We start from the raw sequence: 15,987 nt of genomic DNA, 5'->3' as shown, positions 1-15,987 counted from the left end.
CACGCATGGACGTTGTACGTTATATCCACGCAGCCGATCTGCATCTGGATACCCCTTTTCGCGGGCTTTCGCGCGAAACCGCTCAGGGCGGCCATTTGGCCAAGCTGCTGCATGAAGCCACCTTCAAAGCGCTGGATCGGCTTTTTCGCCTGTGCGAAACAGAAAAACCCGATTTTCTCGTGCTGGCTGGCGACGTGTATAATGAAGAAGATCGCAGCGTTAAAGCCCAATTGCGCCTTCGCGATGGCTGCTTGCGCCTGCGCGATGCGGGAGTACGCGTTTTTATCGCCCACGGCAATCATGATCCGCTCAATTCGCTGCTCGCTTCCATCCGCTGGCCCGACAATGTGACCATCTTCGGCCCTGAGGTCGAACGTCATGTCATTGAAAAAGATGGAAAACCCCTGGCCATCATACATGGCATCAGTCACGCCAAAATCCGTGAAGGCCGTAACCTGGCCCGATTGTTCCGGCGTGATGCCGAACAGACGTGTTTTCAACTGGGCGTGCTGCATTGCACCGTAGAGGGTGAAAGCAAGGCTGACCGTTATGCGCCCTGCTCGCTGGACGACCTCAAAAGCGCCGAACTGGACGCCTGGGCGCTTGGACACGTGCACGAACGCCGTATCCTGTGTGACGAGCCCTTTATTGCCTACAGCGGCAACAGTCAGGGATTGCACATCAATGAAACCGGGCCCCGTGGCTGCCTCCTGGTCACGGCCCGTGCCGAAAATTTCGACGCGGATCAGTCCGCCGTCCCCTGCGCCTGGCGCTGTAGTGCAGAATTCATGCGTCTTGGGCCCGTGCAATGGGCCACCCTGGATCTGGACCTGAGCGGCACTGAGCAGATTGACCAGGTGGAAAACTCTCTGGTTCAATGCCTTGACCATGCCGCCAGCGATACTGATCCCGGGTGTGAAGCCCTGCTTGCGCGCGTAAACCTGCATGGTCGTACCGCCCTTGACGCCGTCCTGCGTGACTCCAGCAATCAGGAAGACCTTCTGGAACGCCTCGGGCACCTTGCCAGCGGCACGCCCGGCGTATGGGTCAAGGATTTACGTATGGACACGAGCCCGGCCACGGATCCCGCCCAGTACCTGCAACGCGAGGATCTGCTTGGCGAAACGCTCCGCATGGCCCAACGCATGGGTGAAAGTCATGAAGCTTTTCAGGAGGTGGCGGGCCCGGCCCTTGCCCCCCTGTTCACCCATGGGCAGTTACGCAAAATTCTGGCCCAGCCCGACGATGCCCAGATGCAGGCGCTCCTTGAGGAGGCCCAACGCCTTTGCACCGACCTTCTGGAGGTTCGCTGATGTATATCCAGTCCTTCCATATGGACGGGTTCGGCATTTTTTCTGATGTAACTGTTGAGGGGCTTGGCCCCGGCCTCACCATCTTTCTGGGTGAAAACGAAGCGGGCAAATCCACGTGTCTGGAGTTTTTGCGCTCCACCCTGGCGGGCTATCCGGCCCCCAACAGCAAGGAAGGCAAGCTCATCCCCGGCGCGCTGCGTGGCGGCACGGCAGGCGGAAGCCTGACCCTGCGCGCTGATGATGCGCAGCTTTTACGGCTGACGCGCCGTCCGGGCAGCGCAAACGGGCAGGTATCCCTTACGGACGGTCAGGGCAAACCTCTGGACGAAGACGTTTTACGCCGCCTGCTTTCGGGCGTCAGCCGGGACGTGTACCGCAATGTTTTCGGTTTCAGCCTCAGCGAACTGGAACATATGGGCAACCTCACCGGCGAAAGCGTACGCCATGCCCTTTATGGCGCCAGCTTTGGCCCCGGCTTGCGCGCCCCCGGTGAAGTCCTCAATATCCTGAAAAAACAGAATGACGAGATTTTCAAGTCCGGCGGCAGCAAACCGCCCCTTAATCTAGCCCTCAAGCAACTCAACGAACTGCGCCAGCGTATTGCAGAACTGCGCCAGCAACAGGCTGGTTTTGACGACCTGGCCCGTGAACTGGATCAAAAACGCGACGAACTGACTGCGGTGCGCGGCTACAAGGCGCAGCTTGAAGAGGAACGGCGCTTGCTGGAACGTCGGTTGGGCGTCTGGCTGCAATGGAACGAATGGCGCATGGTCTGCGCCGCTCTGGAGCGGCTCGGCCCTCTTAACGAATCTTTCCCCGAAGACGCTCAGGCCCGCCTGGCCCGCGCTCAGGAAGCCAGGGAAAGCTGCGAGCGTCATCACGCCGCCCGCAAAGAAAAGCTTGATCTCTTGCGCGAGCGTCGTGACGCGGTGCAGTTGGATATGCCCCTGCTGGAAACATTGCCGGCTTTGCGCCGCCTGGCTGAACGCAAAAGCGGCTATCGGCAGGCCTTGACGGCCCTTCCCGCGCAAAATGACCGCTGCCGCCGTGCCGAGGAGGATCTCGCCCGCGAACTGGCGCGCCTTGGGCCGGACTGGAGTTGCGACCGCATCCGTCAGACTGACCGCTCGCTTTTCGCCCGTGAAGATCTTGAAAAACAGGCACGCGAAATGACGGCTGCCGTGTCCGCGCACCAGGCCGCAGTGGACACGCTGAACCAGTGCAACCGCGATGTGGAGGCCGCCGAGCGCGAAGTGGCTGCACATCATAGTAATCTGGCGCTGCTCCCTATCCCGGTGGCCGCCCTGGATGACGATCAACGCGACACGCTGCGCCAGGCTCTGGCCCGCCAGGAAGAAGCCCGACGCCAGATTCCTTTGCGCCAGCGTACCCTGCTGGAAGCGCGCACCACCTTTGCCCGTGCGCTCACTCCGCTGAAGCTTTCTGGCGGTACAACTCTGGAGGCCAACAGCGGGGCCGTGGCGACACTGGACGCGCTGCTGGCCCGTCAGGACGAAGCGCTTGATTTGGCGGCCAGCGTGCAGGAGCGGCTGGATCATGCTGGTGAAGCGGCCCAGGCCGTGCAGCAAGCCGAGGAACATCTGCTCTCCGTCAAGGCCCGCATGGATGCCCTGCGCGAGGAGCAGCGCGGCAAAAACGGCCCCACCCGCGAACACCTGGACGGGCAAACGGCAGCCCTGCGCTCTTTGCGCGCCCTTTCAGCCACGCTGGAGACAGAAAGGCTGCGGCTCAGTGAACTGGATGCACGATTGGACAGTGAACCGCCTGTCAAAAGCATTAAAAATCTTCCACTGCTGCTTTTGGGCCTGATTTTTTTTGCGTCAGGTGTTGGCATGCTGCTTACGTACTGGCGACTTGGCTTGACGGTTATTTCACTGAACGAAGGTTTGGATTTTCCCATAAACCTCTGGTCTGGCTATCTCATTCTGCTTTGTGGAGTGGGTTTTCTGGCTGGCGGGCTGCCGCACAATGGCCCTGAGGCCAAACGCCGCAAAAAGGAACTGGCCAGCCTGCAAAATCGACGTGACACATGTGCCAACCACCTGGTTGAACTGGAAGAACAGGCCCGCCAACTCTGCCGGACAGCGCAGGTGCAGAGCATGGATATGGTCACGTTGGAAGCAATGGAAGTGCTGCTCGAACGCGAGCGCGAGCAATGCTTTCACGAAGAGCGCGCCCGCAAGGATATGGAAGGGCTCAAGCGCACCACGGATCTCGCGCGCACCGAGGTCAGCAGGCGGCAGGCGCTGTGCCAGGAAGTTGAAGGCGTCGTGCAGCAAACCAGACGCCGCTGGCATGAGTTCATGCTCTCGCTCAAGGTTGGCAATGTCCCTGCTCCGGAGGGCGCTGCGGCCTTTTTTGCCAGAGCGGAAGCCGCCAGACTGGCCTACAGCAGCGTAGCCGCCGCCCAAGCCGAACTTGACGCTCTTGAGGAAGACCTTGCGCGCACCGAGGAGCGCATGCGCAAGATGGCAGCGGTGGCGGAACGCCTCCCGCTTACGCCCAATGGCGCACAGCCTTTGCAGCCAGACGAAAATCTTTCCGATACTCTTGCCGAGATTGCGCACCAGATACTGGAATCCTGCCGGGAGGCTGACGCCGTGCGTGAACAGCGCATCAAGGCCGAGGCCGCCTTGCAGAATGCCGAAAGCGACAGGCAGCGCTGCAAGGTACGTCAGAATGAAGCCACTGCAGAGTTGCGCGCGGCTGAAGATCGCCTGAATGCTGCACGTGCGCAGTGGGCCCACTGCCTTGAAGGACTGGGGCTGGGTACGGATCTTGATCCTGAAACGGTGCGTGAAGCTTTCAAGTATATGGAAAATTGCCTGCTGGCCGAATCCGCTCTGGAACGGGCACGTATTGAACTGGCGCAGAGCCATGCGGAACTGGCTGCCCTGCGTGAACCCCTGGCGCAGCATCTCGCCAACCTGAATCGCCCGCCCCTGGCTGGCACTGACGATGAACCGGACTGGCTGGCCAGCCTGGACGCTTCGCTGGAAGCGGCAGAAGCCATGGCCGTGGGCCAGACCCGCCGTCTTGGGCTGGATCAGGAACTGGTGGAGCTTGAAAGCGAGGCACGCGCCGCTCAGGCCGCCCTGGATTCCGCCATCCACACAGAGCGTAGCCTGCTTGCCCTGGCAGGAGCAGCTGATGCCGAAGACTTTTTACGGCAGGCCGCACGCCATGAAGAACAGCGCAGCCTTGCCCAACGCCGTCTTGACCTTGAAGATGCCCTGCGCCTTGCTGCCGACAAATGCCCCCTGGAAGAATTCCTGCCCCAGTTCGAAACTGAAAGCCAGGAAGTCCAGGAAAAACGCTGCGCAAACATCAACGAAGAACTGCTTCAGCTTCAGGGCAAGGAGCAGGAACTGGGCGACAGGGTGAGTACCCTGCGCTCCGGTGTTGCTGCGCTGTCGCACAATGAGGAACTGGCACAATTGCAGCAGGAAGCTGCCGCTCTTGAAGAAGCCATGCAGCGTATGGCCTATGACTGGAGCCGTCGGGCACTGGCGCGCGCCATTCTTGAAGCTGCCAAGCGTAATTTTGAGCGCGAAAGGCAACCTGAAGTCATACGGCTTGCCTCAGAAATATTTGCCCGCATTACCGGTCGCCGCTGGCTCGGCATCAGCGCTTCTCTTGAGGACAAGACGCTGAATATCCTGCCCGCCCAAGGCGAAGCCCTTGCCCCTGAAAATCTCAGCAGAGGCGCGCGTGAGCAGGCATATCTGGCCCTGCGGCTGGCCTATATTAAGAACCATGCGGCGCACGCCGTCCCTCTTCCCATTATTATGGATGAAGTTCTGGTCAACTTTGACCCGCAACGGGCTGAACGCACGGCCAGGGCTTTTGTGGATCTGACGGACTCGGGCAGCAGCAAGGGGCATCAGCTTCTGTATTTTACTTGCCAGCCCCATATGGTGGATCTGCTGCGCAAGGCAGAACCGGGAGCGACGCTCTTTTGTGTTGAACAGGGACAAATCCGCGCCGCCTGACCACATTAGCGCAACCTGCATCAAAACCAATCAAACGCCAAGACAGCCGTTGTCCCTCATCAGGACAACGGCTGATTGTATTTGGCGTAGTTTACCGTTTCTACAGGTCTCCATCTGACACTGATAAAGATACTCTTGTACCATGTCTTCAGTTGGAGCATGGCAATATTTTGTTGTTTTGTTGTAAAATTTTACCCCTGAAAAACATCATACTCTTTCATCTGGCTTTCCTGCATCTTACCGATGTCGCACACATATGATTTGAAAAAGAATTTCATTTTTGTTGACATTGGTTTTCAAAAATGTCATTTTGCGCCCAGCCAACAACGCATCCTGGAGGAAAGCATGGCGCACAATGGCAGTTCCACTCAGAACTCAAACGTTACCCACCGCTTCAGCAACGAAAACCTCCACATTTGCCTTAACGATCAATTTGATCCTCCTCAGGCCAATGCAGTACTTGATCTTCTTCAGCTCAATCACGCCGCCTGCAAGCGTATTTTCATTGATGTACGTCAGATACGGCACCCCAACCCATCGGTTGTAGACACCTTTAAGACGTCCATGATCCTGAATGGCTTTAATAAAGAACAAGTCATTTTCAAAGGTAAAAGCGGCTTCGATATGGCCGTTACAGGAAACAGGGTCATCATCCAGCAAGAAAAGAAGCATGTTTGCAAGGGCAACTGCGCCAATTGCAAGTGCGGGCATAACAAAGGCGAGCAACACAAGCATGGCCATTCACATGACGGCCACCATGCCCAGCATGGGCATGAAACCCATAACTGACCTGTCAGCAAAGGTCATGGTCTCTCAGCGAGCGTTGCGAAGGGGCCTTGCCATCGCCAAGTGCTATCGCTGACATGACAATCACGGAGCCCAAATGTGGCAAAATGCTGGCCTGACCGCATTGCCGCCACACAAACTATACAACCTGGAGAAAAAGGTATGAACGTTACGCAAAGGAAAGGTTTGCAACACTTCAAAAAGAGCTGCATGGTGGCGTTGCTTGCCGCCGGTCTGCTGATGGGTGCGGCCGGGGGGGCCAAAGCCATCGATTTCAAGGCTCAGGGCGAATGGCTTATGGGCTTCGGCCTGGCTGACGCCACGCTGACCGAACACACAAGAGAACCCGGTCATGGCCCTAAAGAAAAAGTCAACGACAACGATATGTTCGGCGCTGCGCAGCGTCTGCGTTTGCAGTTGGATGCAGTGGCTTCAGAAGCACTGTCCGGTACCGTGTACTTTGAAATCGGTACCCAGAACTGGGGCAAGGCTGATGAAGGCGGCGCTCTTGGCGCCGATGGCAACAGCGCCATCAAACTCAAGAATGCGTATATCGACTGGGTTATCCCCCAGACTGAAGCCCGTATGCGCATGGGCATACAGGCCCTTGCCCTGCCCAATATGGCTGGCGGCTCTTCCATCCTCGACGCTGACGTTGCTGCGGTTGTGGGCAACTATAAATTCAACGAAAATGTCGGCCTCACCGCCTTCTGGGCGCGCCCGGTCAATGACAACTTCAATGCAAAAAAATACGGCATTAACGACAGCAAAGCCAAAGACAACTACCTTGACAACATGGATCTCTTTGCCGTCTCTCTGCCTATGACGTTTGACGGTATTGAAATCACGCCCTGGGCCATGTACGGCCTGCTTGGACGCAATGCCCTGCGCGGCCTTGAAGCTCCCAACAATGACGAACCTTGGGCAACCAACGATGGTGTTCTTGGCTTGACAATTCCCGGCTTGACGCCTGGCTTCAACTATGTTGGTGGCAACTCCCCGCTTAATTCGCGCAGTACCAGCAAGCAATATGGCAACATGTTCTGGGCTGGTCTGCCTGTTGGCATCACCATGTTTGATCCCCTGAACATCGAGTTCGACATCAATTACGGCTATGTGGAAGAGATGGGCCGCTTTGATGTAATGAAACGTGGTGACGCTAATGATATCGTACGCGGCAGCACTCAACGGCAGGGCTTTGTCGTCAAGGCTCTGGTCGAATACAAGCTGGATTGGGCCACCCCCGGCATCTTTGGCTGGTACGGCTCTGGCGATGACGGCAACATCAAGAACGGCTCCGAGCGCATGCCTTCAATCGCGGGAGCTGGCAATTTCACCTCCTTCGTTGGCGACGGCAATCTTGCCTGGGGTGCAGGCCCCGGCAACGTTGCAGACTGGAACATGTCCTATGCCGGCACCTGGGGCATCGGCGGCCAGTTGAAGGACATAAGCTTCCTTGAAGACCTCAAGCATACCCTGCGCGTGGCCTACTGGGGCGGCACCAACTCTCCCTCCATGGTCAAGTATATGGAGAACGCCTATTCGTGGAGAGAAGGCTACGGCGGTGATGGCCCGTACCTGACGACCAACGACGGCCTGCTTGAATTCAACCTGATCAACCAGTGGCAGATCTACGAAAATCTTGAAGCCAATCTTGAACTGGGTTACGTTGTCAACATGATGGATCAGGACACCTGGAAGAAAGACGGTTACTACAACGGCGGCGGCAACGGCAGCTTTGACAAAAAAGACGCCTGGAAAGCCCAGCTTGTTTTCGCTTACAGCTTCTAGACCCTGAGTGCCACTTCGGGGCTCGCCTGTGCCCCGGCAATCCAATCCACAACTGCGCGCGCCTCCTTCCCGTGCGCGTTTTGACCGCCGCCTTCTTCATTGAAGGCGGCGGATTTTACTTGTGGGCCAGGAACACACAAGACGCTCAAAACAACCGCATATCCTGTGGTGCTGTGCTGCCGGGATAATCCCCACCAGGATCAGAGCATCGTTAAAAAAACCGTCACATTTTTATTTGTCATTCTACCCAAAAACTCGATTGTCGGCAGAGTCCACACCGAGTTCGGCACGCTGCACTCTCGTGCAGCGTTAGAGCTTGTAACCTTTGAAAAAGTTACAAGCTCTAACGGAAAGTTTTTGCCTACAGGCGACACTCAAATAAAAGCAAAAAACTTGACACCATGCAATCCGACAAATATATATACGCGGTTGCGCTCGTAGCTCAGTTGGATAGAGCGACAGCCTCCTAAGCTGTAGGCCACAAGTTCGATTCTTGTCGGGCGCACCATTACATTTCATAGGGATACGCGATTCTATCGCGCATCCCTTTTATTGTTTATGCGAAATTTTTGGATTTGGTTGCCCAGGTTGTCACCCGCCTGTCACCCGCCCCTGCTGAAGTAAAAGTCAAAAAAAGGGGCTTAGGGGTATAGCCATATCGAACAATATCTTTTACAATTACCACCCATACTGGCAATGATTACTAACTATAAAAAAGGAGATCGCAATGCCCCTGACGTACAAAGAAATGCAGGACTTGTTGATGCGGGAGCTGCGACTGTACCATTTTCCCATCGCCGTAAATTTTCATAAAACTCAGGCAGATGTGGAAGAGTTCAAAAAGAAGGCCCGTTATGTTGAGCCCGTTAAGCCAATTACTTACTGCCAGTGGGAAATAACAGCACGCATGCAGGGGCAGACCGTGCTGGCGACCAAGGAAAAGCTTGGTTGTACCAACTCCCAGGTTTCTTTCGGCTGGAAAGACATCGACGAAGCTGAAATTAAATCACAATCTAAATACTGCAAAGACTTGGCGCAGGCCGAGCGCTTCCTGCGCACCAAGCCCCGCCTGCCTATGAACTCCATTGTCGCAGTGTCTGTGGGCCCGCTGGCTGACGCCGTCATGCAGCCTGACGTGGTACATTTTTACTGCGACAACCTGCAGTCCTACCATCTGGCAGTAGATTACATGGCAGGAACAGATACCCATCCCTTGCGCCCCATGGTGACTATGAGCTCCTCCGCCTGCGGCGGGTCTGTGTTCACCCACCTTGAACAGAGCATGAACATGTGCCCGGCCTGCTCCGGCAGCTACAACGCAGGCAAAACCGAGCGCGGTGAGCTGAACGTCTTCATTCCCGGCGCTCACATCGGGGCCACGGTTGATCGCCTGATGGAACGCATAGCAAAGACAGGGGCCGCATCCATATCTCGTCCCGGCGATCCTTTCCCGGGCGCGGATATCTGTAAAAACTGCCCCTTGATCATCTTCAAGAAAAGCGGCACAGAACCGGAAGCCTGCGCCAGTTGCTCCAAGGCATAAAAAAATCTTTTAGGCAGAACCCCTTAGAGTAGCTATTTTCTTTTTGTTCACCTATTTTTTAATGCCCTTACGATAACTCGTAAGGGCATTTTTATTATCCACCGGCACCTGAGGTTACACTGTAGTTACCCCGGAGTATATATATCACCGTTTATGGCGGCAACATCACATCATTCTCTGCTTTGTTTCATTCCTGTATTCTCATGTCAATTTGTCATGAACACTATTTTGTTAGTGGCATACGTTTCAGTGAAGGCACACCTTCAGAAATAAAGGCAAGACTTCCTCAGATGTTCCAAGCTATCCGCCGCAGACTTTGCAGGCCCGAAAGCCCTTTGCTTTCGCTTCCTGTGGAGAAGCCAGCGGCACAGTGCACGCCTTGCAATTGAAATACTTGCAACCACTGTTGTGGTAAATGCGGGACTTTACGTTTCCCCTGTAGGCTGGCCATTCCGCCTGGGCAGTCATGCCCGGGGTTGCCGCCAGCAGGGCGAGGGTCAAAACAAAGGCCATGGTTACTATGCGTGGCATGCTGCACCTCCAGAAGTCAGGTTCAGTGACACAATGGGCCGTCTCAGGGCAATGCTCACCCCAGCCAATTATACAGGGTTACCGGTCGCCCCTGCCCGCCGTATCCCTTGGAACTGCCAAGCCGCCCGGTTTCGGCCAGATAATCGAAATACTTCTTCAAAGAAATGCGCGAAATTCCGGCCAGGCGTTCAATGTCTTTGAGACTGAAGAGGCCGGGCTGTTCTTTCAACACTGACACAACGGTTTCAAGGGTTTGGGCGTCAATCCCTTTTGGCCTGCCAGCGCCCCTTTCGGGCTTTTTTATGAAAATACGCCTGTCCAGAATGTCCTGGGTTATGGCGACTTCAGGCGACATGAGCAGGCGGCGCTTTTCTTGAAACTGCAACATGGATTCACGAAAGCGCTCAAAGGTGAAGGGCTTGACGATATAATCCGCCACTCCAAGCCTCAGGGCCTTCAGGATATCTTCGCTGCTTTGGGCTGCCGTGATCATAATGACATCTGTATGAAAAAATTGGGATTTTATAATACGCAGCAGTTCCATACCGTCCATCCCGGGCATGAACACATCAAGCAGCACCAAATCCACATGGCAGGCACGCAACAGGTCCAGAGCATCTTCGGCCGATCTGGCGGTATGATCAAGACTGAACCCGTCTATACGCTCCAGATATCCCGCGGCAAGGTCAGCCACCATAGGGTCGTCTTCAACAATTATCGTGCGGATCATGCCCGCCCTCCACTGATGAGCATGGCCAGGGGAATATGCACCGTAAAGGACGTCCCCTGCCCCGCATGAGAATCAACCTCAATGGAACCGTCCAGCTCGTCAAGAGTCAAAAGCAGCATATACAGGCCGATGCCTCTGCCCGCCCCCTTGGTGGAAAAGCCTTTTTTGAAGATCTCCGGCAGGTGTTCTTCGTTAATGCCCCGCCCGGTATCCGCAACGGTTATGACAAGGGTATCATTCTCGCAATGTACGGACAGATCAATGTGCCTTTCCTGCGTATAGCTGACAGCGTCAAAGGCATTGTCCACAAGATTTCCAAGTATTGTCACAAGAGCATGCGACCCTGTTGGCGAAAGCGGCGGAATAACGCCACTGCCGCCCAGTGTCAGCGTAACATGGCGTTCGTGGGCACGGCTGAACTTGCTTTCCAAAAGTCCCACAAGAATTGGGTCCTGCACGTTAACCTTGATGGATGATGTTTCGCGTATTTTGCTGCCTATGATCTGTGACAGATATTCTTCAAGTTCTTCATAGCGTTTGTTGCGCAGCAGGCCCGAAATAACGTGCAGCTTGTTCAGATATTCGTGCGAGCGGGATCGCAAAGCCTCTGCATAATTGCTCAGCCCCGTCATGCGTTCCGCCAGGGCGCGCATTTCCGTCATATCCCTGAATGTCGCCACAGCACCAATGGTTTTGCCCTGAATGATAATGGGGGATCGATTGGTCATGATGATCTGTCCATTAATGTTCTGTTCGCGGTCATATTCAGGCTTTCCTTCCTTGAGGATGGCATCAAGGCGCGTTGACGGCACCACTTCCTGTACGGGGCGCCCAAGCAACTCCCCCTGTATCCCTGCGGAGCGCAGAATTTTCTCAGCCATTTCATTGACGACAACAAGTCTGTTATTCCTGTTGATGGCAATGATGCCCTCGCGCACGGTACTCAGAATGGCGGTGCGCTCTTCCAGAAGACGGGCGATCTGGTGCGGCTCCAGGCCGAAGAGAATTTTTTTGATTTTGCGTGACAGCAAAACGGCCAGCAGAAGGCCAATGATCAGAGCAAGGCTGAACAGCCACGTCATGGGGCTGGTAAGACGGGAGACGTTTTTTTCAATATCACGGGACATGATGCCAACCACTACGGCACCGATTTGCTGGCCATTTTCGTCGTGCACGGGCCTGAATGCCCGTTGCGAAAAACCAAAGGTGCCACGGGCGGAAGAAATATAGGTCTTGCCCTGCAAGGCTTCGCCCTCGTCGCCGCCGACAATGTGCGCGCCGATTTTTTGCTCCTCAGGGTGATATATACGGTTGCCATGCATGTCTATGAGCACAATAAACTTTACACCGGAAACACTTGTGAGCATGTGGAGAAAGCCTGTCATCTGAAGCCAGGCGTCACCCTTGGGTGACCGCATTCCTTCAATGACTACTGGTGATTCTGCGGTAAGCTGCGCCACATTGGAGACTGTCTGTTCCGCCTGTTCAAAGCCGTATTTGCTGATAAAATACGAGCTTGCAAAATGACTCAGAAGTATGGGGGGGCAGAGGGCCAGACTGACCATCATTACAAGCCTGATGAACAGGCTGTTATTTTTGACAAAATTCATCTGTAGTTATGCAGGCGACTGCCATGATTATAGTGTTGTCGAACAAAAACACCCGAATCTAACCGATGATGATGGCGAGGGAATAGGGAATTTTGCAAAAGATGATTCGGAGCATCCTGCCGACGAGCATCCGCCCACTTGGAACCGATGTTGCCCTTCAGCAGGGTATCAGGAAGGAAATACTGTAACCATTTTTGATGCAAAACTGTTTTTATCTATCATGTCTGTCTGTCAAAACACAATTCACGATATTCAACGCAGCAAAACAAAAAAATCGTGTCCGCGCCTGCTTAACAGGCCAATGCGTCAAATTTTGCTTTACGTTATTTGCTGTTACGGTTGATTTTCACGCCTGAATTGCCGTGATTCTCTCCATTGTCCCCTGCTGTTGAAGAATTGTTTTCCCCTGCGTTCTTGTCAAACTGGCAAACCCCGATGCAGCGGAGGCCGCCACAATGTGGGCAGGCATTGCGCGGTTGCGGCAAAAAAAGATCACGAAATATTCGAAAAAAGCTGCGCATACTCATTCAGTATAATTAACGCAGAAGCCAAATGGCCGCAACGGCCAACTCCAGCTTGCCAAGCAGCCCATTTTAAGCCAACTTTAAGTACGTTCAAAAGTTTCTGAATGCAAAAAGGGATTCCAATGGAAAACTCGCGGTTTATGAAAAGAGCAATCGAGCTTTCTGAAGAAAGCATGCGACTTGGCGGAGGGCCTTTTGGCGCAGTCATTGTGAAGGACGGAAAAATAATTGGTGAGGGCATGAACAGGGTTGTCCCCCTCAATGATCCTACCGCCCATGCCGAAGTTGTGGCCATACGCGAGGCCTGTCGCAAACTTGCAACCTTTGACCTCTCGGGCGCGGTAGTCTTTGCCAGCTGCGAACCCTGCCCCATGTGCCTCAGCGCCATCTGGTGGGCGCGCATTGAAAAAATATATTTTTGCAATACACGCGAAGACGCTGCGGCTGCGGGCTTTGATGATGCGGCCATTTACCAGGAACTCTCAAGAGATCTGACAGAAAGAAAACTGCCCATCGAGCAGCTGCATTGCGACGAAGCGTGCAACACATTCGCCACATGGCTCTCCAATGCTGACAAGACGGCATACTGATTTTGCTGACACGATCAGAGTACCTTTTAAACGCCTCGCACTGCAAAATATCATTCAGCCGAAAAAATATTTCCCGCCTGAATACACACCACGGTACGGTGCGCTGCACTTGCGTGCAGCGGCAGAGCATGGACTCTTTTCCAAAGGCAACATGCTCTAAAACCTGATTCTCAGCGGCAGGCCAACGCGCTTCCCTGCCATTCTCCGCCAGCACGGGGCAACCGGATCTGTGCTCTTTGGGGCACAACCAATCTTGACAACCGCCTATTTTAGAACTATGAAATGAAGATTCAAAGCCTGACGGTGCGAGCACATCGATATTTGTGGATTACGGCATCGCACCAATTGGTAGGTATAAAACTATCTTGTCGGTATCGCTCAAATTTCTTTTAACGCCGGTGATTTTTGGCGCTTTCTCTGCCAAGCAAGAAAGCGCCGTTTTTTATGGTGGAGCACATACATGCAAGTAGCTGAATTAATTAGCATCATTGAAGAAGTTGCACCTTTGAAGGCAGCGGCTCCGTGGGACCTTTCCGGATTTCAGGTTGCAAGCTTACGGCATGAGGTCAGCAGCATCGCGGTCTGCCTTGACCCGACGCCGCACTCCATCAGGCAATCCCTTGATCTTGGAGCGCAGTTCATCCTGAGCCATCACCCCTTGACGCTCAAGCCCTCACTGCCGACAAAACTTGACGCATACCATGAAGTGTTGCGCCTGCTTTTACGCGCGGATGTTCCCCTGTACGCGGCCCACACCTCCTTGGACGTCAACCCCGAGGGGCCTGCGGGCTGGCTGGCCACAGATTTGCGGCTCGAAAATCTGACTGTGCTTGAGCCGGTAGCCCCTGCCGACGCGGATGGGACTATACTGGGTTATGGTCTTGCGGGCGACCTGCCGCAACCCCAGACTGTCGAGCATATCATTCGCGCGCTGGAAAGCATTCTTGATCTTTCCACGGCGACCCTGAGCGGGCCGCCCCCTGGAAAAATAGACCGGCTGGCATACTGCACCGGTTCCGGTTCATCACTGCTGGCTGCGGCGCATAAGGCCGGGGCCCAGTTGTTCATTACTGGTGATGTAAAATACCACACTGCGCTGGACGCTGAAATCCCGCTTCTGGATGTGGGTCACCACAGCCTTGAAGAAGAAATGATGCGCCGTATGTGCCACGTGCTCCAACAACGTGCTCATGGAGTTGCAGTGCACTTTGTGCCTTCTGCATCCCCGTTTCGCACTGTTGCCCTGTCATGAATCCTCAGGAGGATCTAATAAATGAATAATGCCGTTTACTTTGAACAGATAAAGCAGCTTGTTGAGCTGCAGAAAGTTGATGACGCCATTCACACAGTACGGCAGGACATGGAGCGTGCCCCCAGCGAGCTGGATTCGCTTGAACAGCGTTTCAGCGCCAGTGAAACGCAACGCAACTATATAGTGGACAAGCTGACCCACCTTCAGGATCAGCAAAAGCGCCTGTCGCTTGAAATCGACGATGACAGCGCCCGCATCAAAAAAAGCAAAAACAAGCTTATGCAGGTGGAAAACACGCGCGAATACCATGCCATGATGCGCGAAATGGACAGCATGGAGAAAGTGAACCGCTCCCGTGAAGAAGAAAAAATGACTCTCATGGAAGAACTGCAGTTCCAGAAAGACGCGCTGGCCGAAATTGACTTGACCCACATGGGCATAAAGGCCGAACTTGAAGTGAAGCGTGACGGCCTTGAAGAAAAGCTGCAAAAAGGCAACGCCGCGCTTACCGAGCTCAATGCCAAACGCGCCCAGGTCAGCAAAGCCATCCCCCAGCCTGTGTTCATGCGCTACGAATTCATCCGCGAACGCCTGGAACATCCCGTCATTGTGGCTGTTAAAGAAGGCATCTGCTCCGGCTGTCACATTGCCGTTCCGCCGCAGTCCTTCATCGAGCTGCAGCGCGGCCAGCAGATTTTGAGCTGCCCCAACTGCCAGCGCCTCATTTTCTGGTGCGAACACTTCAGCGTGGCTGACGCGCCGCAATGCGCCCCCAAGCCACAGACGCTGACTGACTAAAACTTTTGGCTCATGAGCCAGGACCGGACCGCTCCCGATTTATGATTGTGCGATCCGGTCTTGCGGCGTGCTTTGCCGCCCATGCAGCTCCAGATTGCGGGAGTCGGACAGACCGTCGCCGCGGGTGAAAACCCGGGGAGGAAAGTCCGGGCTCCACAGGGCAGGACGCTGGGTAACACCCAGGAGGGGCGACCCTCGGACAGCGCCACAGAAAGCAAACCGCCCGACCTCGGTCGGGTAAGGGTGAAACGGTGGTGTAAGAGACCACCAGATGCCGCGGTGACGCGGCATGCTCGGCATACCCCGTTCGGAGCAAGACCAAATAGGGAAGGCGGCTGGCCCGGCCACAGCCTTCCGGGTAGGTTGCTTGAGGGTGCGGGCAACCGTACTCCTAGAGGAATGACGGTCACACACGGGCAACCGTTGTGACAGAACCCGGCTTACAGTCCGACTCCCGCATACTGTCAGCCAAAGGCTCAATCATGCCTGAAAGTTCCATCCCCCTC

At 54.9% G+C, this 15,987-nt stretch carries 12 protein-coding genes, 1 tRNA gene and 1 other RNA gene; 10 read left to right on the top strand and 4 right to left on the bottom strand.

What is annotated here, in order from left to right:
* The first annotated feature begins 5 nt into the window (after nt 1-5).
* A complete protein-coding gene (locus RBR41_RS12625) occupies nt 6-1,313 on the top strand; it encodes a DNA repair exonuclease (RefSeq protein ID WP_320352983.1) in 1,308 nt (435 codons plus the stop codon).
* On the top strand, nt 1,313-5,326 hold the full coding sequence (locus RBR41_RS12620; protein WP_320352982.1) for an AAA family ATPase: 4,014 nt from the start codon (nt 1,313-1,315) through the stop codon (nt 5,324-5,326). The genes RBR41_RS12625 and RBR41_RS12620 overlap by 1 nt, the downstream gene beginning before the upstream one ends.
* 375 nt (nt 5,327-5,701) lie before the next feature.
* On the opposite strand, the gene RBR41_RS12615 is transcribed toward RBR41_RS12620, so the two are convergent.
* Entirely contained in the window at nt 5,702-6,061 is a 360-nt protein-coding gene (locus RBR41_RS12615) for a hypothetical protein (protein WP_320352981.1), read from the bottom strand.
* Between the two features lie 261 nt (nt 6,062-6,322).
* Between RBR41_RS12615 and RBR41_RS12610 the strand changes: the two genes are divergently transcribed.
* From RBR41_RS12610 to RBR41_RS12600, 3 genes are all read left to right on the top strand, one after another.
* A complete protein-coding gene (locus tag RBR41_RS12610) occupies nt 6,323-7,903 on the top strand; it encodes an outer membrane homotrimeric porin (protein WP_320352980.1) in 1,581 nt (526 codons plus the stop codon).
* 431 nt (nt 7,904-8,334) lie between these two features.
* Nucleotides 8,335-8,411, top strand: a tRNA-Arg gene (locus RBR41_RS12605).
* A 219-nt stretch (nt 8,412-8,630) separates the two neighbouring features.
* A complete protein-coding gene (locus RBR41_RS12600; RefSeq protein WP_320352979.1) occupies nt 8,631-9,446 on the top strand; it encodes a DUF169 domain-containing protein in 816 nt (271 codons plus the stop codon).
* Between the two features lie 300 nt (nt 9,447-9,746).
* Here RBR41_RS12600 and RBR41_RS12595 read toward each other — a convergent pair whose 3' ends face one another.
* Genes RBR41_RS12595 through dcuS form a run of 3 tightly spaced genes read right to left on the bottom strand, consistent with a single transcriptional unit; the run spans nt 9,747 to nt 12,317 of the window.
* Nucleotides 9,747-9,977, bottom strand: coding sequence for an Ada metal-binding domain-containing protein (locus tag RBR41_RS12595; protein ID WP_320352978.1), 231 nt, complete (start codon nt 9,975-9,977; stop codon nt 9,747-9,749).
* Between the two features lie 55 nt (nt 9,978-10,032).
* Nucleotides 10,033-10,707 (bottom strand): response regulator, encoded by a 675-nt coding sequence (locus RBR41_RS12590; protein ID WP_320352977.1) that lies wholly within the window; start codon nt 10,705-10,707, stop codon nt 10,033-10,035.
* Nucleotides 10,704-12,317, bottom strand: coding sequence for a DcuS/MalK family sensor histidine kinase (gene dcuS, locus RBR41_RS12585; RefSeq protein ID WP_320352976.1), 1,614 nt, complete (start codon nt 12,315-12,317; stop codon nt 10,704-10,706). Before dcuS ends, RBR41_RS12590 begins: the two co-directional genes overlap by 4 nt.
* Between dcuS and RBR41_RS12580 the strand changes: the two genes are divergently transcribed.
* From RBR41_RS12580 to rnpB, 5 genes are all read left to right on the top strand, one after another.
* Nucleotides 12,304-12,660 (top strand): hypothetical protein, encoded by a 357-nt coding sequence (locus RBR41_RS12580; RefSeq protein ID WP_320352974.1) that lies wholly within the window; start codon nt 12,304-12,306, stop codon nt 12,658-12,660. The two genes, dcuS and RBR41_RS12580, sit on opposite strands and share 14 nt — an antisense overlap.
* 285 nt (nt 12,661-12,945) lie before the next feature.
* Nucleotides 12,946-13,431, top strand: coding sequence for a nucleoside deaminase (locus tag RBR41_RS12575; protein WP_320352973.1), 486 nt, complete (start codon nt 12,946-12,948; stop codon nt 13,429-13,431).
* A gap of 460 nt (nt 13,432-13,891) precedes the next feature.
* The gene (locus RBR41_RS12570; protein WP_320352971.1) at nt 13,892-14,683 is read left to right on the top strand and encodes a Nif3-like dinuclear metal center hexameric protein; all 792 of its coding nucleotides are present in this window, start codon (nt 13,892-13,894) and stop codon (nt 14,681-14,683) included.
* A gap of 21 nt (nt 14,684-14,704) precedes the next feature.
* A complete protein-coding gene (locus RBR41_RS12565) occupies nt 14,705-15,481 on the top strand; it encodes a zinc ribbon domain-containing protein (RefSeq protein ID WP_320352970.1) in 777 nt (258 codons plus the stop codon).
* Between the two features lie 99 nt (nt 15,482-15,580).
* Nucleotides 15,581-15,940, top strand: an RNA gene (gene rnpB, locus RBR41_RS12560) — RNase P RNA component class A.
* Nucleotides 15,941-15,987: the final 47 nt, after the last annotated feature.

This window comes from Desulfovibrio sp. (assembly GCF_034006445.1).
Taxonomy (GTDB): Bacteria; Desulfobacterota; Desulfovibrionia; order Desulfovibrionales; family Desulfovibrionaceae; genus Desulfovibrio.
This window is presented reverse-complemented; position numbering and strand designations above follow the sequence as displayed.